Below are 21,069 nucleotides of genomic sequence, written 5' to 3' on the forward strand. Positions count from 1 at the left end.
ATATCGGACTGGATAATTTGTATATGACTTTGAAAAAGCTTTTTCGCCATGATATTGATACTTTCTGACCCAATATTGAAGTATACTTTTGTTCACGCCAATCTGTTTTGCAATTCTAAGCAAGCTCCCACGGTCAATGAGGTATCGTTTTACCGCTTTGATTTTATCTTCAATTGTAAATTTAGCCAAAGAAAAGCACCTCCAAATGTTAGACTGTGTCTAATATTTGGGGTGCACTTCAGAAGATGATATTCTCGGCTGTTTTTTGTTCTATTTTGCTTCAGATGCTTGCAGTGAAGCACCAACGAAATCCCTAAATAATGGCTGTGGTCTTGTCGGTCTTGAAGTGAATTCTGGGTGAAACTGAGAAGCTAGGAACCAAGGGTGATCCTTCAGCTCGATAATTTCGACAAGACGTCCATCTGGGCTTGTACCAGAGAATACAAACCCTGCTGCTTCCATTTGCTGTCTGTATTCGTTATTGAATTCATAGCGATGACGGTGACGTTCGTATACTACTTCGTCATTGTATGCAGCAAATGCTTTTGTGTCTTCATTTAATTTACAAGGGTACAGGCCAAGACGTAGTGTTCCGCCTAGATCCTCTACATCCTTCTGTTCTGGAAGAAGATCAATGATTGGGAATGCTGTTTCTGGATCGATTTCTGCTGAATGTGCTCCCTCAAAACCTAGTACATTTCTCGCATATTCGATAGATGCTACTTGCATACCTAAGCAAATACCGAAGAAAGGCACTTTGTTTTCACGAGCAAATTGCGTTGCAATAATCTTCCCTTCAACTCCTCGATCTCCGAAGCCTCCAGGTACAATAATGCCGTCTACATCTTGCGCGAAATCAGCCATATTATCTGCTGTGACTTCCTCTGCATTGATCCATTTGATTTGAACATCAGCATCAAATGCATAGCCTGCATGACGAAGTGATTCGACAACAGAAATGTAAGCATCTTGAAGCTCCACATACTTCCCTACAAGTCCAATTGTTACTTGCTTTGAAAGGCTTTGCACTTTGTCGACAAGAGCCTTCCACTCATTCATGTCTGCATCTTGGGAATCGAGCTTCATGTGCTCACATACAAGCTTGTCTAATCCTTGTTTTTGTAAATCTAGCGGAATCGAATAAAGTGTGTCTGCATCCTGACATTCGATCACAGCTTTTGTATCAATATCACAAAATAAAGCTATTTTGTCCTTCATATCTTGTGTCATTGGCATTTCTGTTCTGACAACAATGACGTTTGGCTGAATGCCAAGGCTGCGCAGTTCTTTCACACTATGCTGTGTTGGTTTTGTTTTCAGCTCGCCTGCTGCACGAATGTAAGGAACAAGGGTACAATGAATGTACATCACATTTTCACGACCGATGTCACTCTTCATTTGACGAATCGCTTCAAGGAATGGAAGGGATTCGATATCCCCAACTGTTCCCCCGATTTCTGTAATGACAACATCTGCACCGGTTTCTTTTCCCGCACGGTATACACGATCTTTGATTTCATTTGTGATATGGGGAATAACTTGAACTGTACCGCCTAAATAGTCGCCACGGCGCTCTTTCTTCAGGACAGTAGAGTAAATTTTACCAGTCGTCACGTTGCTATACTTATTTAAGTTAATATCAATAAAACGCTCGTAGTGACCTAAGTCAAGATCTGTTTCAGCACCATCATCTGTGACAAACACCTCACCGTGCTGGTATGGACTCATTGTCCCTGGGTCTACATTTATATATGGATCGAACTTTTGAATGGTGACATTCATCCCTCTATTTTTAAGAAGGCGGCCTAACGATGCAGCCGTAATCCCTTTTCCAAGTGAGGAAACAACTCCTCCTGTTACAAAAATATACTTTGTCATTTCGTATGCTCCTCTCTTTTTTACCCTTGCATGACTAGACATGCACAGCTTCATCCCTTTAGAGTGTATCGCTAAATCTCTTGAAAAATAAGAAAGCTCCCTTTCAAATAAATGAAAGGGAGCGTAAATGAACGTATCTTTACGTACTCTTTTTTAGAGAGCCCAAAATACATACTACATAGTTCGCTCTCGAAAGTCAAGACAGTTTTGTCCTGTTTGAAGACCTGGCTTGAGAGGATTATTTGTCTTCCTCATCATCGTCTAGTTCGTCTTGAATTTCAGTTAAGCCATCATCGTCTTCGTCTTCGTCATCGTCTTCGTCGAAGTCTTCTAGTTCTTCGTCAATTTCATCATCATCTAAGTCAATGTCATCGTCGTCTTCAACCAGATCAAGATCTTCTTCAAGCTCATCGATTTCTTCTTCCTCTTCTAAATCATCGAAGTCTTCTTCAACGACAGCCGCTTTCGCTTTTTTCTTTTTCGCTTTTGATTTCACAGCTTGCTGAACTTCTTCTTCCATTTGATCAACTGGATACCAGCTGCGAAGTCCCCACCTTTGATCACCTAGCGAAATAAAGCGGCCATCTATATTCAAATCTGTATAAAATTGAGCTAATCGATCATCAAGATCTGATTTTTGTATCCCTTGCAGACGGGCCATTTCATCTATTAACTCGGAAAACGTAATCGGCGTTTTGCTGTCTCTGGAAATTTCATAAGCAAGTTCAACTAAAGACATTTGTTTGAGCTGTTCCTGTGAGTATTCTTTCAAACTCAAGGTCAGACACTCCCTTTCTATTACATGTATGTATCCATTTATCAGTGAAATAATAAGTATTTATACCTTATTTTTACGACAAACCATACCTCTCATTATAAACAAATTAGGAGAGTTTATGCCACCTTTAATCATGTTAATTTTTGATTTTTTCGCACGAGGAGCACCTTTTGGTCCTTTATCTGCGGGAAATTGGACTGGTGCTGGTGTCCGGCATGCTTTTTGTATGCCGTTCTATTCATTCCAAACGAAAAAATTGGAACAACCAAAGGCAGCACTGATGAATGAATAAAATGACTGTACAAGATAACAGCATCTGTTTGGCTATCGTTCGGACGAAGTGATTTGCCCATTTTTTATAAAGTTTATAAAAAGGCACACGTCAACGGGTTAAGTTTACGTGTACCTATAATGAAAAAATTGTATAAACCTTTTTTTCGATTTTTATGTGAATACCTTTACTTCTTTTCGCAAGCTTTGTTTAACTTGAAATTTCATGCTCTACTTATTATTGCATTACAGTACAGCGACTATTTCTTTTCCTAAGGAAATTAAAGCATCCATATATTTCCAGACCTATGTTGCTTATTCGCACTTTTTAGGAAGGAAAGTCCAGTTGTCAAAGGTATCCTATGAGAATTACTTATGTAAATGTAAATAAGAAGAGACTGCACTATTTGCAGTATCAAAACTGCTTCAAAAACGGACGTTATTATATACCAAAATTGTAACAAAAGGAGTATTCTATTTATGATATTGAATAGACCAGACAATAATTGAGATGCAAAAGAAAGCATTACGACCACAAGAGCTAGTATCATAATGAAATATTGTTTTTCTACTAACAAAAAGGTTAAAGCGATGAAACAAGCCAAAAGTAATTGAACTGAATATCCTTTTTTAATCGTAAAGAATAAATGTTTCAACAATAATTGTTTAGAGATAAAGACCAAGCCTGGCTGCTGTCTTCTATACGGTAATACACAACGATTAATATTAGCTGTAGCTACAATGTATATTGAAATAAAAATAAAGCTGTTTAGGTAAGTGCTGGGAATCTCATTCCGATAGAAAATCAACGCTACCATAACAATGAAAGAAAAAAGAATCATCCCAATATAATTGAGATACCCCATTATACTTTGATCATATATTTTAAATAGCTTATTTATTTTATGCATAAGTCATTTTAAAAAGCAGCAGCTACACCTGAACTAATGGTTCCTACGCCAGTGAAAACGCCAACGATTGTAATGACTGTCGCTACTGAGGACCAAGTATCTAAGAAATTAACTACTGTTGCCGCAGTTGCAGTACTAACACCCAGATTTGCTGCAATCAAAGAACCATTACCAATCACTAAAGCTACTAATGTTACCGCAAGAAGTGATAGCGATAATAAAGCATAAAACTTAGAATCTGTTGCTTTCGTCATAATATGACCTCCTTCTATTATTTACCACTCTTTTAGTCTAACAAGAATTAAAATACATATCGACATTTTTTGTAAAATATGTAACATTAATTTAAATAGAGGGATTTATAACCAATTATTATCAGGGATTAAGTTCATTTTTTTTACAGGGCACTTATGTAATGGCATAAAATGCATAATTCTCTAAAAACTAGTCAAAATATCTAATAAACACTATCAAGAAATCAATTCATTTCAAATCTTTATTGACCTGTCTTAGAGGTAGGTAAACTTTTATCATCACTTAAAAAATGATGTCATTTATATTTATAGTAAGAAAGCTACCTTTATCCTTGAAGTTATTAACGGAATATTATTAATAAACACGTTCATCTTTACTAAAGACAGAGATAGATTCAATGAATAACTCTCTCTCATTCTATTCTCTGTGATTGCCTCAAGTTTTACTTACACTATATAATATGTGTAAAAATTAAATGATGAAAACTTTATATACACTTTTATAATTGATCTTAATCTAAAGTTTCTGAAATAATGAGATTACTACAGCTACGGTCAATACAATTCCTGCAATCATTAAGACAATTAATTTTCTACGACTGTTTTCTTTTTGATCATTGTCTTTTTTTGAAGTCTTTGAAAGTTCTGCGGAAACCAGAATCCATATCACCATGGTTACGATTCCTAAGGTGGTAGCAGCGTTCATAATAACCTCCCATATTTATATTTCTTCAATTTTAACATAATCCCATTATAATATGGATCGATACTGGAAATTATCTAAAATTCAGGGAAAATTGACTATTACCTTGTATGTGGGTTTAGCTATATCTTTATTGAAGTTTAATACTTTAGTAGGCTTGTGGCCAGTTCATATGTATCGATATACTCCACATCATCGTTGACAGGTCACTCTTAAGCTAAAAATTTCATTTTGCTGACACAATCCTTTTTTTCCTAAAAAACCTTTAGATTTTGCTACTGAATTAAAATAATGAGGTGCTCTTAAAGCTGAGTCAACCGCACTAAAACAGACCACCTTACGTTCAGGTGGTCTTTACTCGTTTTCTACATATCTAGCAGTTTCCGTGAGATGACCAGCCGCTGGATTTCTTGTGTGCCTTCATAGATTTGAGTGATTTTCGCATCACGCATGTATCGTTCGACTGGATAATCCTTTGTATAGCCGTATCCGCCGAAAATTTGAACGGCTTCTGTCGTCACCTTCATAGCTGTATCACCAGCAAAGAGCTTGGACATGGCTGATTCCTTTCCATACGGAAGCCCTTTCGTTTCAAGCCATGCTGCCTGATAGGTAAGCAACCTTGATGCTTCAATCGATGTCGCCATATCGGCTAACTTGAAAGCGATCCCTTGCTGCTGAATGATCGGTTTGCCAAATTGTTTGCGCTCCTTTGCATAACTGACTGCCGCATCAAGAGCACCTTGAGCGACCCCAACAGCCTGTGCAGCAATGCCGTTTCTCCCGCCATCCAGCGTCATCATGGCTATTTTAAATCCTTCTCCTTCTTTACCGAGCCGGTTCCTTTCGGAAATACGACAATCTTCAAAGATGATTTCAGTCGTTGGTGATGAGCGTATGCCGAGTTTGCTTTCTTTTTTGCCTATCGAGAAGCCCTGTGTTTCTTTTTCTACAATAAAGGCGGTTGTATTTCGAGATGAAGCTTCTTGGTCTGTCACTGCAAACACAATATAGGTATCTGCAATCCCTCCATTTGTAATAAAAATCTTCGCACCGTTCAGGATGTATTCGCTGCCAGCTTTCACTGCTGTTGTCTTCATTCCCCCTGCATCTGAACCTGAGCCACTTTCAGTCAGTGCGTATGCTCCTATCTTCTTTCCCTCTGCAAGCGGCTTTAAATATGTCTCCTTTTGCTCCTCTGTCCCAAATGTATAAATTGGCCAAGAGGCGAGTGATGTGTGGGCAGACAGGGTGACGCCAGTAGAGGCACACATTCTTGAAAGCTCCTCAACCGCTATCACATAAGCCAAATAGTCACTGCCAATGCCGCCCACCTCTTCCGGCCAAGGTATGCCCGTTAAACCAAGCTCTGCCATCTGACGAAAAATAGATGGATCATAGGTCTCTGTCTCGTCTCGCTCTGCTGCTGTTGGCTCCACTTCATTTCTCGCAAAATCTCTCACCATTTTTTGTATCATTTCATGTTCGTCACATAATTGGAACTGCATCCTGAGCCACCTCATTTCATATTAGCTGTTTACAAATGACCAGCCTTTGAATTTCACTTGTTCCTTCATAGATTTCACAAATTTTCGCATCACGAAAGTAGCGCTCTGCGTGATATCGATTAGTATAACCATCCATGCCAAGCAAATGGATGGCTTCTGTACTGATTTCAACTGCCGTTTTGGAGGCAAATAACTTCGCCATCGACGCTTCCTTTGTGACCGGTCGATTGGCCTCTTTATAAGAAGCTGCCTGATAGACAAGGAGCTTGGCCGCTTCCCAATTCGCCGCCAGATCGCCTAGCCGAATGGTCGTTTCAAGGCCGGCTGGATACTGCTTTAAATAGGTTACTGCCTCAGTTAATGCGGCCTCTGCAATACCTAGGCTTTGGGCTGCGATACCGATCCTTCCCGCATTTAAGCTAGACATGGCAATTCGGAAGCCCTCTCCTTCTGCACCGAGCAGCTGCTCCCTCGGAATGCATACGCCATCAAAATGAAGCGTCACTGTTTTTGACCCATGCAGTCCCATCTTTTTCTCATCTCTTCCAATTGTAAATCCCGGTGTATCTTTCTCGACAATGAACGCCGATATATTTTTTTTAGTAGAAGCAGGATCTGTCACTGCAAATACAAGATACAGCTCCGCTTCCCCGCCGCTCGTGATAAAAATTTTCGTTCCATTTAACACATAGTGGTCGTCTACCCGCTCTGCTCTTAGCTGAATACTAGAGGCATCTGATCCAGCTATTGGTTCAGTCAGACAAAAGGCTCCCAACTTTTGACCGGTTGCAAGCAGCGGAACATAGGATGCTTTTTGCTCGGTTGTACCAAAAGCCAAAATAGGCATCGTCACAACAGATGTGTGAACAGACACAATGACACCGATGGTTGCGCTCACTTTCGACAATTCATGAATCGCAAGGATATACGTTGTAAAATCTGCTCCTAATCCTTGAAACGCAACTGGTATCGGAATCCCTAGAAAGCCTTGCCGTCCCATCTCAGTTAAAAGTGTTCTCGGAAACTGGCCTTGTTCCATGGCTTCTATTTCAGGATCTACATGCTGGCGTGCAAATGCTGCTACCTGTTTCCTCCAGAGACGTTGTTTTTCCGTTAGCAAAACATCCATCCTGACTCCCCCTATGAGTGGTCGTGGTATGTGTAAAAACCTCTCTTTGTCTTTTTACCTAGCCAGCCTGCGCTTACGTATTTTTTCAAAAGAGGGCAAGGACGATATTTGCTATCTCCAAGACCCTCGTGAAGGGTATTCATAATAAATAAACAGGTATCCAGTCCAATTAAATCAGCGAGACGAAGCGGACCCATTGGGTGATTCATCCCAAGTGTCATGATGCCATCAATGCTTTCTGCATCTGCCACACCTTCGTAAAGGGTGTAGATGGCTTCATTGATCATTGGCATCAAAATGCGATTTGAAACAAACCCTGGGAAGTCTTCTACTTCAATTGGGGTTTTGTTTAATTTCCTCGCTGTTTCAAAAATGACTTGATACGTTTCGTCATTCGTTTGCAGCGCACGGATAACTTCAACCAGTTTCATCACAGGAACCGGATTCATAAAATGCATGCCAATGACTTGCTCTGGCCTTTTCGTAACGGCTGCTAATTCTGTGATCGACAGAGAAGACGTATTTGTTGCAAATATCGACTCAGCCTCTGCAAATTGATCGAGGGTTTGAAAGATTTGTTTCTTGACACTTATTTGTTCTGAGGCAGCTTCAACCACTAAATGTGCCTGCTGTACGTCCTTTAAATCTGTTGAGACGGCAAGCCGCTGCGTAATGTCACGGACTGCCTGATGTGCCAGCTTTCCTTTTTCCGCTCGTTTCGTCAGCTGATGGGTCATAGAAGAAATGGCTCTATGAATCTGCTCTTCAGCTGCATCATGGAGCAAGACGGTGTAGCCGGACTGTGCAAATACTTGGGCAATGCCCGATCCCATTTGACCAGCCCCGACGACCATGACGGTCTCTTTTGTACGCATGACAATAAACGCCTCCCTTTTAATCCACCTTGATCATGATGGCGTCCCCTTGACCGCCGCCACTGCAAATCGCTGCGATGCCAATGCCGCCGCCTCTTTGTCTTAATGCATAAATCAAGGTCAGTATAATACGCGTTCCACTTGCCCCAATTGGGTGACCAAGCGCGACGGCTCCTCCGTTAATATTCATTTTCCGCCGGTCCAGCCCGAGTGTTTTTTCACATGCTAAAGCCACCGTTGAAAAGGCCTCATTGATTTCAAACAAATCGATATCCTCTAAACGCTTTCCTGTTTTCTTTAAAACCTTTTCGATGGCAACGGCTGGTGTTTTTGGAAAGTCCTTTGCCTCTACCCCTACCTCTGCATAACCAAGTACGACTGCCATTGGCTTTTCGCCAAGCTTCATAGCATAAGTGTCTTTCATTAAAAGAAGCGCACTTGCTCCGTCATTGACACCCGGTGCGTTTCCAGCAGTAATGGTACCGGTCTGATCAAAAACAGGCATGAGCTTTGATAATCTTTCATATGACGTATCACGCCGCGGGGATTCATCTTCCGTGATAAGCTGATCTCCTTTTTTCGTCTTGACTGTGACTGGGGTGATTTCATTTTTAAAAAATCCACGTTTTTGAGCTTCGACGGCTCGCTCATGACTTCTTAGCGCCCAAAGGTCTTGCTCTTCTCGCGTGATTCCGAGCTCCTTCGCTGCCATACTTCCATACTCGCCCATATGAACACCTGTAAACGAACAGGTTAATCCATCTAAAATCATCGCATCTTGTACCGTACCATCTCCCATTTCGTAGCCCCATCGCGCTTTTTTTAGAAGATAAGGGGTATGAGACATGGATTCCATACCGCCTGCCACGATTACCTCAGCATCTCCTGCTCGAATGATTTGATCTGCTGTACTGACACTGCGCATTCCAGAAGCACAGACTTTATTGATGGTTTGCGTAGGAACCGTCCATGGAAGATCTGCATGTCTAGCTGCTTGCCTTGAAGGAATTTGACCTTGTCCTCCTTGAAGGACACTTCCCATGATGACCTCATCCACCTCATGAGAAGTTGAGGCTCTTTGCATTGCAGTCTTTATCGCCATTCCGCCTAATTGTGCGGCAGTTAAACTACTTAAAGATCCACCCAGTTTTCCAAATGGTGTTCTCGCTCCAGATACAATGACTGTCGTGCTCATTGATTTCCCCCTCCCGTTTGTTACCGCTTACATATAATCTAGACGGTTGATGAAATTTCGCCATACACATGCCGATGAACATAAGATTCATCGGCATATCATCATTACGAAGCCTGCGTTCTAGTCTCGCCAAACACTGATTTTTCAAGAAGTTCTGCTACGTCAAACGTGCCTACTTGCTCCTCTACTTCCTTCGCTTTCGTCCCATCTCCCAGCATGGTTAAACAATATGGGCAGCCCGAGCTGATGATGGACGGCTGCACCTGTAATGCCTGCTCCGTTCGTGCTGTGTTAATCCGAGTACCTGTCTCTTCTTCCATCCACATTAATCCTCCACCTGCACCGCAGCACATACCGGTTTCACGGTTTCTCTCCATTTCTTTCAGTGTCACACCAGGAATGGCTTTTAAAATATCTCTTGGTGGATCATACACTTCGTTATATCTGCCCAGATAGCAAGAATCGTGGAAGGTAATCACTTCATTTACTTCATGTACAGGCGTTAATTCCCCTTCTTTGACTAGCTCTGATAGTAATTCTGTATGATGGTACACTTCTGCCTCAAGCCCAAAGTCCGGGTATTCATTTTTAAATAAATTGTAAGCGTGAGGATCAATCGTGACGATTTTTGTGACACCATTTTTCTGGAATTCTTCAATGTTCTTTGTGGCAAGCTCTTGGAACAAAAATTCATTGCCGAGTCTTCTTGGTGTATCGCCCGAGTTTTTCTCTTTATTGCCTAAGATGGCAAAGGAGACGCCTGCTTCATTGAGGAGTTTTGCAAATGCAAGCGCAATCTTTTGGCTTCTATTGTCATATGCTCCCATTGAGCCGACCCAGAATAAATAATCAAAGGACTGATCTGATTTTTTCAATTCTTTCACTGTCGGCACATGCACATCTTCCCTGAGATCACGCCAATTCTCTCTTTCTTTTCGATTCAATCCCCAAGGGTTTCCTTGGCGCTCAATGCTTGTCATGGCACGCTGTGCATCTGGGTCCATTTTTCCTTCTGTCAGCACGAGATATCTGCGCATATCAATAATCTTGTCGACGTGTTCGTTCATGACAGGGCATTGATCTTCACAGTTTCGGCAAGTCGTGCATGCCCAGATTTCTTCTTCTGTAATGACCTCACCAATCAGTGAAGGATGATACATGGTACTAGCGGCTGATTCCTCAGCTCCAGCTCCTCTCGCCTGCATGGCCAACTGATTCCCTGCTGTCTGCCTAAAGGCAAGCTGCGGCACCCAAGGCGTCTTCGATGTAATCGCAGCCCCTTTATTTGTTAAATGATCTCTTAACCTTAAAATCAAATCCATTGGAGAAAGCATTTTCCCAGTTCCTGTTGCCGGGCACATATTCGTGCAGCGCCCACATTCCACACAGGCGTAAAGATCGATCAGCTGAGACTGCCGGAAATCTTCAATTTCCCCAACACCGAAGGTCTCTTGAGTTTCATCTTCAAAATCAATTTTTTGCAGCTTGCCCGGTGGGTCTAATCTGCTTGCAAATACATTTAACGGACCTGCAATCAGATGGGCATGCTTTGATTGCGGGACATACACTAAGAACGTCAGCAAAATGAGGAGATGCACCCACCATGCCACATAAAAAACAATCGTTGCCGCAAGTGGGGAAAGTCCACCTAGCAAGAAGGCAATGGCTGAAGCAATTGGCTCAGTTGGTGACAGTGAATGTCCATGCCAAATGATATTCATGCCATTCCCCAGTAATACAGTCAGCATCAAACCACCAATAAACAATAGCACAAGACCTGATTTAAAGCCTCTTTTTAAACGAACAAGCTTTTCAACATATCTTCTATGGAAAGCCCAAACAACCGCCACTAGGATGAAAAGTGTGACGACCTCTTGGAAAAACGTAAAGGCGCCATACAGCGGCCCTAATGGAAGCCCGCTATCTGGGACAAGTCCCTTCATAATAAAATCAAGGGCTCCGAACTGAACCAGAATAAATCCATAGAAAAACAGCACATGAATGATGCCGCTCTTCTTGTCCTTTAACAGCTTCTTTTGTCCAAACACATTAACCCAGACACGCTCTAAGCGTTTCTTTATGTCTTGTTGAAACTCTTCTTTTTTACCAAGACGAATATACGCCGCTCGTGTTCGAATAAGATAAATAAACAAATACACAGCGTACGCGGTCACCGCCGCAAATGCAATCAAGTTCATCATTAAAAGGCTATTCATCTTGCTCCCCCTTTCATTCCACAAAACCCATTTTGTTCGTATCCATGTTGTACCTCTATCATAAATAATGAATGAGTATTCAGTCAATATTTTTTACACGTTTGGGTACACTATTGAAATATGCAAAAAAGGAGGAACCTTCATGATCGCATTGATCATTCTACTCGTATTCATTGCCATCGTACTACTTGTGATTTTGGACCTTTATATGGGCAAAAAATATTTTTCTACCCATGCTTTCGAACGGACTTTTGACCAAACAAGTGGCGATGCAGTCTTTTATCATGATGGCGAACCACTTTTTGATCAGCTGCTCATGGATATTCAGCAAGCCTCTTCTTCTATTCATATGATGTTCTTTATTGTAAAGAACGACAAGATTGGGCAAAGAATTTTACATGCACTTAAAGCCAAAGCGGAGCAAGGCGTTTCTGTCTTTTTGCTAACCGATCGATTAGGCTCCTATCCATTTGATCAAAAGTCGATCCACATGCTAGAAAAAAGCGGCATACAATTTTACTTTTTAAATAAACCTCGTTTTCCTTTTTGGATTTATCGTTTAAACATGAGAAATCACCGTAAGATTACGGTCATTGATGGGAAAATTGGCTATATTGGCGGGTTTAATATTGGCGATGAATATATAGGGAAAAAGGGCAGATTTGGCATTTGGAAAGACTATCACCTGCGAATGACAGGACAGGTTGTTGCAGACCTCCAGCATGTGTTCCTCAATGATTTGTACCGGGGATCTGGCATTCACCAGCTACAATACGAGGTTTTTCCTGCACTAGAACCGGGAACATTACAATGCACAACACGTGCGACGGCTGGATTTTCTTTAGAAAGCTTATTTCTCCAAGATATTCAGCAGGCTAGGCAGCAGATCATCATCTGTACACCTTATTTTATTCCATCTGCCCCTCTTCTCAAGGCTCTCCTTGAGGCGCGCAGGCGAGGCGTCACTATCGAAATCATCATCCCAATGAAGGCGGATCATCCTCTTGTCAAAGAGGCTGGATTTCATTATTTGAAGGATCTGATTGCTGCTGGCTGTCTTGTGTATCGATTTTATAAAGGGTTTTATCATTCGAAAGCCATTCTCATTGATCATAGACGCTGCATCATCAGTACGGCGAATTTTGATAAGCGCAGCTTGTTTTTAAATGAAGAAGTAGATGTAGCCATTGAAGATGCAGCCTTTACAGCTCACGTGGAGAAAAAGATCCGTGAACACATTGAAGTTTCTGAGCTCATGACATATGAGAAATACAAACAGCGTCCTCTTAAGATGCGGCCGCTCGAGTGGATTGGCGTCATGTTTTCTTATTTTTTATAAAGGAGATGACCTATGCGCTATCGATTTGGTTATGTATCCAATGCCATGACCTTGTGGGAAGCTTCTCCTGCCAAGTCGCTGACCTTTGCAAGATACAGCAAGCTCTCAAAGGAAGACAGAGAGCAGGCTTTGTTACGAACAACGAAGGCCAATCTCGTCAATACGCTAAGAACGCTTTATTTTGCCATTGCTCATGATATTTCGCTTTACCGTTTTTCCAGCTCAATTGTTTCGCTGGCAACCCATCCTGAGGTTCGATGGGACTTTGTGACACCCTTTCGCAACGAGTTTGTTGAGATTGGCCAATTGGTTAAACGGCATGGATTAAGAGTGAGCTTTCACCCCAATCAATTCACCTTATTTACAAGCCCAAAGCCCTCTATCACAGAGAATGCCGTGATTGATATGACGTACCATTTTCAGATGCTTGAGGCGATGAATCTTGAAGAGGAAGGCTATATAAATATTCATGTGGGTGGTGCATACGGAGATAAGGAATCGGCTCTTGCCCGCTTTGATGAAAATATCAAACAGCTTCCTTCCCATATCAAGAAGAGAATGACTCTTGAAAATGATGATAAAACGTATACGTCATTAGAAACACTCGGTGTATGCGAAAAGCACGACATTCCATTTGTTTTTGATTACCATCATCACGTCGCAAACAAAGATGACGATGCCACGCTTGAGGACATCCTGCCAAGAATGTTCGACACTTGGGCAAGCACCGGCATTCCGCCTAAAATTCATTTGTCCTCACCAAAATCAGAAAAGGCCATACGGAGCCATGCGGATAATGTGGACATATCCTTTGTCTTACCGCTTTTTCAAGCATTAAAGCCGTTCGGGCGTGATGTGGATTTTATGATTGAGGCGAAGTTAAAAGATCAAGCACTACTCCGCCTTGTCAAAGAGCTGTCTGCCATTAGAGGGAATCGGCGAACGGGTGGAGGGACCATTGTGTGGAAACCATAGAGAAAGGTTTATCCCTGTGCAAACAGGGATAACAAAGCTATTATGAGAAAGTAATGAACAGGAGGATATGAAGATGTCTCAAATCTATTCAATCCGAATTCAAGTGCCAACAGGCTCAGCATCGATTATATGTGTATTCAAAAAAACAATGTCAACATTAAGAATATCATAGAGCTAGAAACCTTCAGACTCACTCATTTAGAGTCATACTACTTAAATATGGTAGAGGGGAAAAGGCACAGGACCTTCTTCAACTGCTTTCAGAATGGACAAGGAGCTACCATAATTTTTATTTTAGCTCTTTTTCTTATATCCACGCTTCTGTCAGCCAAACCTCGCATGACGTTGCATCCATTTTCACTTGTGTACCGATTGGCATAGTGAGCATCGGGTGGGTATGGGCACAGTCAAACTCCGCGATGAGCGGCCTCTTTGTATCTCCCAGCACTTCAAGTAAAAGATCGTGCGGTTTTTTGCCCGTTCCTTCATCATCAAACAGCTCATGTTTCCCTAAGAGGATACCAGATACCCGTTCAAACACACCATTTACCTTTAAAAGAGAGAAGTTTTTTTCGACAATCGAGGCGGTTTTCATGCTATCCTCAATGAGAAGGATATCACCCTTTTTAACTTGAGGCATGAATTCACTTCCCCATATGCCGTACATGGCATTTAAGTTCCCGCCGATCAGTCTGCCTTCTGCCTGCCCTTCTATGACGCACATCCAATCGTTTGGACGTTTTTCTTTGTCTCGTATTTTCTCTTCCCAGTTGATCCGTTCATCAGTCCAAAAGGGCGGCTTTTTCACCTGATATGGGGTGGACTGCGGATGAATGAGAATGTCCTCGAAAGATTGATATGTATGATTGACAAATGGTTCAAACTCTCCAAAAGACGGCACAAGCGCAGGTCCGTAAAAAACAGGCAGACCCGTTTTTTCATAAGCCGCTGAAAGAATCGCCGTCGCATCTGAATAACCAATCATGAATTTCGGATGCTTGTTCAGCAGCTCAAAATGGAGATAAGGCAGCAAACTATTCGAGTTCGTCCCGCCAATCATCGACATGATGCAGGACAAATCCTCTCTCGCCATCAGCTCATTCAGCTCAGCTGCTCGTTCTTGAATCGTACCCGAACGATAGTGATCCTCTTTCCCTGTTAATGATCCTGGTACCACAATGAATCCTTTTTGTTCGAGCCATTCCTTCGCCCGCTGATATCTAATAGGCGAGGTAGCTGATGCTGGACTTGAGGGAGAAAAAATGCCGATCTTATCGCCCTTCTGTAAACGCCGAAGTCCCTTCATTCCATCAGATCCTTCCTACACAAGTTTTTTATATCCTAACAAAAAAAGCCCTTTATCAAAAGGATTTTCTCTTCAATGACCAAACTGCGCTTCATGCAGTCTGCTGTAGACGCCGCCCATTTGGATTAAATCTGATGACGGCCTTGTTCTTGGATACCTTCCTCTGTCACAACGATGATACGACTGCGTGTTTGATTGTCGCAAGTCGGTGGGCAATGACCAGTGTGTCCGTCCGAATGCAAGTTCGCTCGTGCGTCTTGGATCGCTTTTTCTGTTTCTGTATCAAGTGCTGACGTCGCTTCATCTAAAATGATGATCGAAGGATTTTTCAGGAACATCCGTGCAATCGACAGGCGCTGCTTTTGACCGCCTGATAGTTTGACCCCGCGCTCTCCAATGACGGTATTTAAACCCTCTGGGAAACGCTGAACGAGCTCCTCTTAAATGTGCACGTCGTACTGCCTCCCAAATCTGTGCATCGCTTACTTCTAAATCACTGTACGCAATGTTTTCACGAATCGTGCCTGAGAATAAAAAGAATCCTGCTGCACAATCCCGATCTGCTGTCTTAAAGAAGACAAGGTCATGGACTTTGTGCTCACACCATTAAAGACTGCAAATGGTCGATTTCACCGCCCCTGAAGGCCCGACAAACGCAACGGTTTCCCCTTGTTTGATCTTCAAATTGATATCCTTTAATACACGACTGCGCTCATCGTAGCCAAACGTCACATATCGATATTCAATTTCACCATGCAGCCCGTATACATCTGAAGCCACTTCTTTATCCTTGAAATCCGGCTCAATTGACCTTGCAGCACAAACCATGTACCTGCCAAAGGACAAACAGGGTCACAAGATGCGTTAAAATATAACTGATCGATCTATTGACCGAATTTCAATAGCACACGCATCACAATACACCTGAAAACAACCGGGCAAACGATTCCTTCAAACGCTCTTTTAAACCCCTTTTATAAAAATGAACCGGTCTCATCTGCTCACATTCCTTTATATCTTCCTCATAATGGGCCATCAATTGCTCGATTGGCTTCTTCGCCGCTGTAAAGACATTGACCTCAAAATTGAGCTGAAAGCTTCTCATATCGACATTCGCTGTGCCGACCGAGGCAAGCTCTCCATCTGCGATCATGACTTTTTGATGCATAAAGCCTTTTTGATAATGATACACCTTGATACCCTCTTTCAGAAGCTCATCAAAATAGGACCGAGTGGCGTATTGCGTGAGAAAGCCGTCATTTGTCTCAGGCACCATCACACGCACATCAACCCCTCTGGTGACAGCAATTTTTAACGCTGTGCGAATCGACTCATTTGGCACCAAATACGGTGTCGCAATCCAGACTAATTGTTTCGCATTTGAAATGAGTGCATCATATAAATCACTCATACTTTCCTTCATATCAGGTCCAGTTGGGACGACCTGAATAACATCTTCTCCTGTAACAGGGTGCGGCGTATAGTATTTCGGGTCATCAATTAACACTTCATCTGATACATACTCCCAGTCCAGCATAAAAATGGAGTGAAGCCTCTGAACCGCTTCACCCTTTAACATCGCATGCGTATCTCGCCAAAAGCCGATGTTTTCATCTCGTCCGACATATTCCTTCCCAACATTTAACCCACCGACAAATCCCGTTGCCCCATCAATAATCACGATTTTTCGATGATTTCGGAAATTGAATTTTTGATTAAAGAATCCATATTTTAAAGGCAAAAAGGGAGCGACTTTTACACCTGCCTGCTTTAACCGTTTAATATCTTTACGGGAGAAGCGAATGCTGCCTACCGCATCATATATGAAGCGAACATCTACGCCTTCCTTGACTTTTTCAATCAGAATCTCCATCATCCGGTGACCGAGAAAATCAGATTTGAACATGTAATATTCAATATGAATGAACCTTTTTGCCTTTTTTAACTCCTCAAAAATCCGGGGAAAGGTTTCCTCCCCATTCTTTAAAATCTCCATATCACTATTTGTATTCACATGCATCCCTGTCGCCTTTTCGGTATATTGAAAAAAAGCACGCTGGTTATCGGTTAAACATGTTTCATCCGGCTTGCTCTCAAGCTCTGATATTCTGCGCAATTTTTCACGGTTATACATTCTCTTTGATTTGAACAAATGACCTTTTATGTAGAGCTGCCCTGAGAACAAATAAAACATATAGCCGATGATTGGGAAAAAAATCAGCACATACATCCATAACAATGTGTGCTGTGATGTCCGGTTCTCTAGCATCAGTGAGATAATACTAAACAAAATAATGGCGATATAACTAGCTACGTACAACTGGAAAGCCCAAGCTGGCACCGGCCACCAATACACCACATATGCCCCGAATATCATGAAATATAAAAATAAAAATTCCAGTCTCCTCTTTTTCACATTCTCGCCCTCATTCGTTCTGTCTTTTTCTCTTCCATACCCTTTGCAGAGTTTGTATGAAACGCACGGTCTACTGCTTTCTTCTAGCTTTTACAGACTGGAGCGAATTAATCCGATATAATGGAGAAATATGTGATGGAAAGGAAGAATTGCTTATGCGTACACCATCTCCTTTAAAAAAGGGCGATCATCTTCGTGTCATCGCCCCAAGCCGAAGTGCGAGTATTTTATCAAAAGAAGGAATCTCTCAGGCCAAAAACCGTTTAGAGTCTTTAGGCTTCACTGTCTCTTTTGGAAAACACGTGTTTGAATGTGATCTTCATTCCTCATCGTCCATTGAACACCGTATTTCTGATCTACATGAGGCGTTCTCACATGATGAAGTTGACGGCATTTTGACAGCAATCGGCGGCTTTAATTGCAATGAGCTTTTGCCTTATATGGATTATGATTTGATCCGTCAGCACCCAAAAGTTCTTTGCGGCTACAGTGATATCACAGCACTCGCCAACGCCATTACTGCCAAATGTGATATGGTGACGTGTTCAGGTCCTCATTTCTACAGCCTTCTGTTTGACTTCAACTGGATAACTCACTCTTGTCCCCATAGAAAAAACACCTCCATGTTTTATTTCGGATCACAACGGTCCGTTTTCAAACTTGAAGGTGTTTTTTATTTGTCTCATCTTAGGGGGTCAGTCCCAAATGAGGTGCTTTTTTGTATGACATGATCGAATTTAAAAATATTTTTAAAAAATTGATCAAACCTTCACCCCCCCTCGTTAAGATGTCACAACGAAAAGAGAGGAGGCAAAAACATGTTTTGAGATGTCCTCAGCCAATTATTCGATTCTATTTCTAACATTATTAATATGTTCAAAACCCGCTGTCTTTAAAAGATAGCGGGGCTTTCATAGTTATAGTTACATCTTTTCCGGTGCAGATACGCCAATTAGTTTTAATGCGTTGGCTAGCGTAATTTGTGTTGCTTTCATGAGTGATAGACGGGCTGTTGTTTTTGTTTCGTTTTCTACATCAATGACCTTCTCAGCATTGTAGAAGCTGTGAAGGGCTGATGCAAGGTCATAAATATAGTTGGTGACGCGGTGCGGAATACGCTTTTCAGCCGCTTCTGCTACTACCTCTGGGAAGCTACCAATGATTTTCAGAAGATCGTATTCTTTTTCCGACTGAATGTGAGAGAAATCTGCTTTCTCAAGGTTCGGCTCGTAGCCTTTTTCTTCACCTTGACGCAGCATGCTGCAAATTCTCGCATGCGCATATTGTGCATAGTACACAGGGTTTTCGTTAGACGTAGAAATCGCTAAGTCCAGATCAAAGTCCATATGTGTTGCCGCACTTCTCATCGCAAAGAAATAACGAGTGGCATCTAAGCCTACTTCTTCAATCAGATCACGCATGGTGACTGCTTTTCCTGTCCGTTTACTCATCTTCATCTTTTCACCGTTTTTGTATAGGTGAACGAGCTGAATGATTTCGACTTCAAGCTTGTCTGCTGGATATCCAAGTGCCTGAATCGCCGCTTTCATTCGAGGAATATAGCCGTGATGGTCCGCTCCCCAAATGTTAATTAGCTGGTCAAAGCCTCTGTCAAGCTTGTCCTTATGGTATGCGATGTCTGGAAGCAAGTACGTGAAGCTGCCGTCTTTTTTAATCAGCACTCGGTCCTTGTCGTCGCCAAAATCAGTCGAACTTAGCCACGTTGCGCCGTCTGATTCAAAGATATAGCCTTTTTCACGAAGCGCTTCTAGCGTTGGCTCGATTTTTCTGTTTTCATATAAAGATGTTTCAGAATACCATACATCAAATGGGACACGAAAATTCTCAAGGTCTCCACGTAATTTTTCTAATTCGTATTTCAATCCGTACTCACGGAAGAATTTTAAACGCTCTTCTTCTGACTCATGCACGAAACGGTCACCAAATTCATCAGCAAGCTTCTGGCCAATGCCTTTGATATCTTCTCCTCTGTAGCCATCTTCTGGCATTTCTTTTTCAAGACCGAGCGTCTCAAAGTAACGCACTTCTACAGATAAAGCCAAATTATTGATCTGATTACCTGCATCATTGATATAGTATTCACGGCTCACGTCGAACCCTGCTTTATCCAGAATGTTGCAAAGGGAATCACCTACAGCTGCTCCGCGGGCATGTCCAAGGTGAAGGTCACCTGTTGGGTTTGCAGAAACGAATTCGACTTGTACCTTCTGACCAGTGCCTGTATTCGTTTCACCATATGCCTCTTTTGCCTCAAGGACAGCTGGGATCAGCTTTGTTAAATACTGATTGTTCATATAAAAATTGATGAATCCTGGACCTGCGATATCCAGTTTTTCAATAGAAGCTTTCCCTTTATCAAACGCATTGACAATGTCCTCTGCGATTTGACGAGGTGCTTTTTTCGCAATGCGGGCAAGCTGCATCGCCATATTGGTGGAATAATCACCGTGCGTTTTCTCTTTCGGCACTTCCAAAAGGACATCTGGCACCTGACTTTCATCAGCAAGTCCTGCTTTGACGACTGCCGCAATGATTTCTTCTTTTAACGCATCTTTGACCTGTTCTGCGATATTCATGTACGTAAATCCTCCTTATACGAAATCGATAATGTATGTAAATGCTTTTGATCTTCACCTGTCAGCATATCGTACGTAATGTGCAGTAAACCGTTGTCCACATCGAGATCAATGCTATGTGTATGCACATCGAGCTGAAGTGTGCCGAATGGCATCGTGTAATGTGTCACGGTCGTCTCTCCAATGAGAAAGCGCTGCTTCATTTGAATGGCACCTGATCTCATAATAAAAATCCCTTTTTCACTTATTTTCACAACGGTTTTTACTTTACCCATTTCATGTTCTTCATGGTAAGTGAGATACGTTTTGTCATTCTTCTCTTGGTACGTTCCAGTTGTTCGGAATTCGATCGTTTCAGCCGGCCCCGTCTCTGGTTTCATCACTGACTTTACATGAATTGAAATTTGGTTTTGTGTCATTTTGCACTTCCTTTGTTAAGACCCGTTTAACTAAAATAGTATACCATATTCACGATTGCCTATCATACCATCATTTCTCACCTTCACTCTCATTAAACTTCGTTTTGATCTTCAAACATCACTTTAGAAAAAAAGAAAAATGAAACAGACCAACGATCTCTTCCTTTGTCTCCTTTTTTGAAGCAAAAACAGACGGCTCTGTTGCTAGCTCTCTTTTCAGCGTAAGAAAGCCTGCCGCTAACACAATAAAGCGGGAACACCATGAATATAGCAGCAAACATAAGCTGCCTTCTTTATCTT

At 42.0% G+C, this 21,069-nt stretch carries 17 protein-coding genes and 2 pseudogenes; 4 read left to right on the plus strand and 15 right to left on the minus strand.

The features are described from left to right. From WAX46_RS09870 to rpoE, 3 genes are all read right to left on the minus strand, one after another. The coding region (locus tag WAX46_RS09870) for a transposase (protein ID WP_336493791.1) at window positions 1–189 on the minus strand (189 nt) is incomplete at its 3' end. Between the two features lie 81 nt (window positions 190–270). Then, a complete protein-coding gene (gene pyrG, locus WAX46_RS09875; protein ID WP_226566722.1) occupies window positions 271–1,878 on the minus strand; it encodes a glutamine hydrolyzing CTP synthase in 1,608 nt (535 codons plus the stop codon). Between the two features lie 238 nt (window positions 1,879–2,116). Next, entirely contained in the window at window positions 2,117–2,656 is a 540-nt protein-coding gene (gene rpoE, locus WAX46_RS09880) for a DNA-directed RNA polymerase subunit delta (protein WP_226566723.1), read from the minus strand. Between the two features lie 118 nt (window positions 2,657–2,774). On the opposite strand from rpoE, the gene WAX46_RS09885 reads away from it, so the two are divergent. Beyond that, window positions 2,775–2,948 carry a hypothetical protein gene (locus tag WAX46_RS09885; RefSeq protein ID WP_336493793.1) on the plus strand — a complete coding sequence of 58 codons (174 nt, stop codon included), beginning with the start codon at window positions 2,775–2,777 and terminating at the stop codon, window positions 2,946–2,948. An 897-nt stretch (window positions 2,949–3,845) separates the two neighbouring features. Here WAX46_RS09885 and WAX46_RS09890 read toward each other — a convergent pair. The 7 genes from WAX46_RS09890 to WAX46_RS09920 form a co-directional block, all read right to left on the minus strand. After that, window positions 3,846–4,091, minus strand: a complete 246-nt coding sequence (locus WAX46_RS09890; RefSeq protein ID WP_226566725.1) for an uberolysin/carnocyclin family circular bacteriocin — start codon at window positions 4,089–4,091, stop codon at window positions 3,846–3,848. A gap of 517 nt (window positions 4,092–4,608) precedes the next feature. Continuing rightward, window positions 4,609–4,797, minus strand: coding sequence for a hypothetical protein (locus WAX46_RS09895; protein WP_336493795.1), 189 nt, complete (start codon window positions 4,795–4,797; stop codon window positions 4,609–4,611). 362 nt (window positions 4,798–5,159) lie between these two features. After that, the gene (locus WAX46_RS09900; RefSeq protein ID WP_336493796.1) at window positions 5,160–6,302 is read right to left on the minus strand and encodes an acyl-CoA dehydrogenase; all 1,143 of its coding nucleotides are present in this window, start codon (window positions 6,300–6,302) and stop codon (window positions 5,160–5,162) included. A gap of 16 nt (window positions 6,303–6,318) precedes the next feature. Then, window positions 6,319–7,431: an acyl-CoA dehydrogenase family protein gene (locus WAX46_RS09905; RefSeq protein WP_226566728.1), complete on the minus strand. Its 1,113-nt coding sequence runs from the start codon at window positions 7,429–7,431 to the stop codon at window positions 6,319–6,321. An 11-nt stretch (window positions 7,432–7,442) separates the two neighbouring features. Next, window positions 7,443–8,306 (minus strand): 3-hydroxybutyryl-CoA dehydrogenase, encoded by an 864-nt coding sequence (locus WAX46_RS09910; protein ID WP_226566729.1) that lies wholly within the window; start codon window positions 8,304–8,306, stop codon window positions 7,443–7,445. 19 nt (window positions 8,307–8,325) lie between these two features. Further along, window positions 8,326–9,501 (minus strand): acetyl-CoA C-acetyltransferase, encoded by a 1,176-nt coding sequence (locus WAX46_RS09915; RefSeq protein WP_226566730.1) that lies wholly within the window; start codon window positions 9,499–9,501, stop codon window positions 8,326–8,328. Window positions 9,502–9,605: 104 nt separating this feature from the next. Beyond that, window positions 9,606–11,717, minus strand: coding sequence for a heterodisulfide reductase-related iron-sulfur binding cluster (locus WAX46_RS09920; protein WP_336493797.1), 2,112 nt, complete (start codon window positions 11,715–11,717; stop codon window positions 9,606–9,608). Window positions 11,718–11,859: 142 nt separating this feature from the next. Between WAX46_RS09920 and cls (WAX46_RS09925) the strand changes: the two genes are divergently transcribed. Together cls (WAX46_RS09925) and uvsE are read left to right on the plus strand one after the other, a co-directional pair. Beyond that, window positions 11,860–13,056, plus strand: a complete 1,197-nt coding sequence (gene cls / locus WAX46_RS09925; RefSeq protein WP_226566732.1) for a cardiolipin synthase — start codon at window positions 11,860–11,862, stop codon at window positions 13,054–13,056. 12 nt (window positions 13,057–13,068) lie between these two features. Then, window positions 13,069–14,031 (plus strand): UV DNA damage repair endonuclease UvsE, encoded by a 963-nt coding sequence (uvsE, locus tag WAX46_RS09930; RefSeq protein WP_226566733.1) that lies wholly within the window; start codon window positions 13,069–13,071, stop codon window positions 14,029–14,031. A 307-nt stretch (window positions 14,032–14,338) separates the two neighbouring features. Here the strand turns inward: uvsE and WAX46_RS09940 are convergent, their stop codons facing one another. The 3 genes and pseudogenes from WAX46_RS09940 to cls (WAX46_RS09950) form a co-directional block, all read right to left on the minus strand. Next, on the minus strand, window positions 14,339–15,337 hold the full coding sequence (locus WAX46_RS09940) for a S66 family peptidase (RefSeq protein WP_336493799.1): 999 nt from the start codon (window positions 15,335–15,337) through the stop codon (window positions 14,339–14,341). A 72-nt stretch (window positions 15,338–15,409) separates the two neighbouring features. Next, window positions 15,410–16,232 (minus strand): annotated as a pseudogene (locus WAX46_RS09945) (ABC transporter ATP-binding protein); the annotation flags it as partial. Between the two features lie 18 nt (window positions 16,233–16,250). Beyond that, window positions 16,251–17,753, minus strand: a complete 1,503-nt coding sequence (gene cls / locus WAX46_RS09950; RefSeq protein WP_336493800.1) for a cardiolipin synthase — start codon at window positions 17,751–17,753, stop codon at window positions 16,251–16,253. A gap of 155 nt (window positions 17,754–17,908) precedes the next feature. Here cls (WAX46_RS09950) and WAX46_RS09955 point away from each other — a divergent pair. After that, a pseudogene (locus tag WAX46_RS09955) lies at window positions 17,909–18,319 on the plus strand (LD-carboxypeptidase); the annotation flags it as partial. A 357-nt stretch (window positions 18,320–18,676) separates the two neighbouring features. Here the strand turns inward: WAX46_RS09955 and argS are convergent. Continuing rightward, entirely contained in the window at window positions 18,677–20,350 is a 1,674-nt protein-coding gene (argS, locus tag WAX46_RS09960) for an arginine--tRNA ligase (protein WP_226566735.1), read from the minus strand. Beyond that, entirely contained in the window at window positions 20,347–20,769 is a 423-nt protein-coding gene (locus WAX46_RS09965; RefSeq protein ID WP_226566736.1) for a DUF1934 domain-containing protein, read from the minus strand. The genes argS and WAX46_RS09965 overlap by 4 nt, the downstream gene beginning before the upstream one ends. Window positions 20,770–21,069: the final 300 nt, after the last annotated feature.

It is taken from the genome of Bacillus sp. FJAT-53060 (genome assembly GCF_037104745.1).
GTDB lineage: Bacteria > Bacillota > Bacilli > Bacillales > Bacillaceae > Bacillus > Bacillus stratosphericus_B.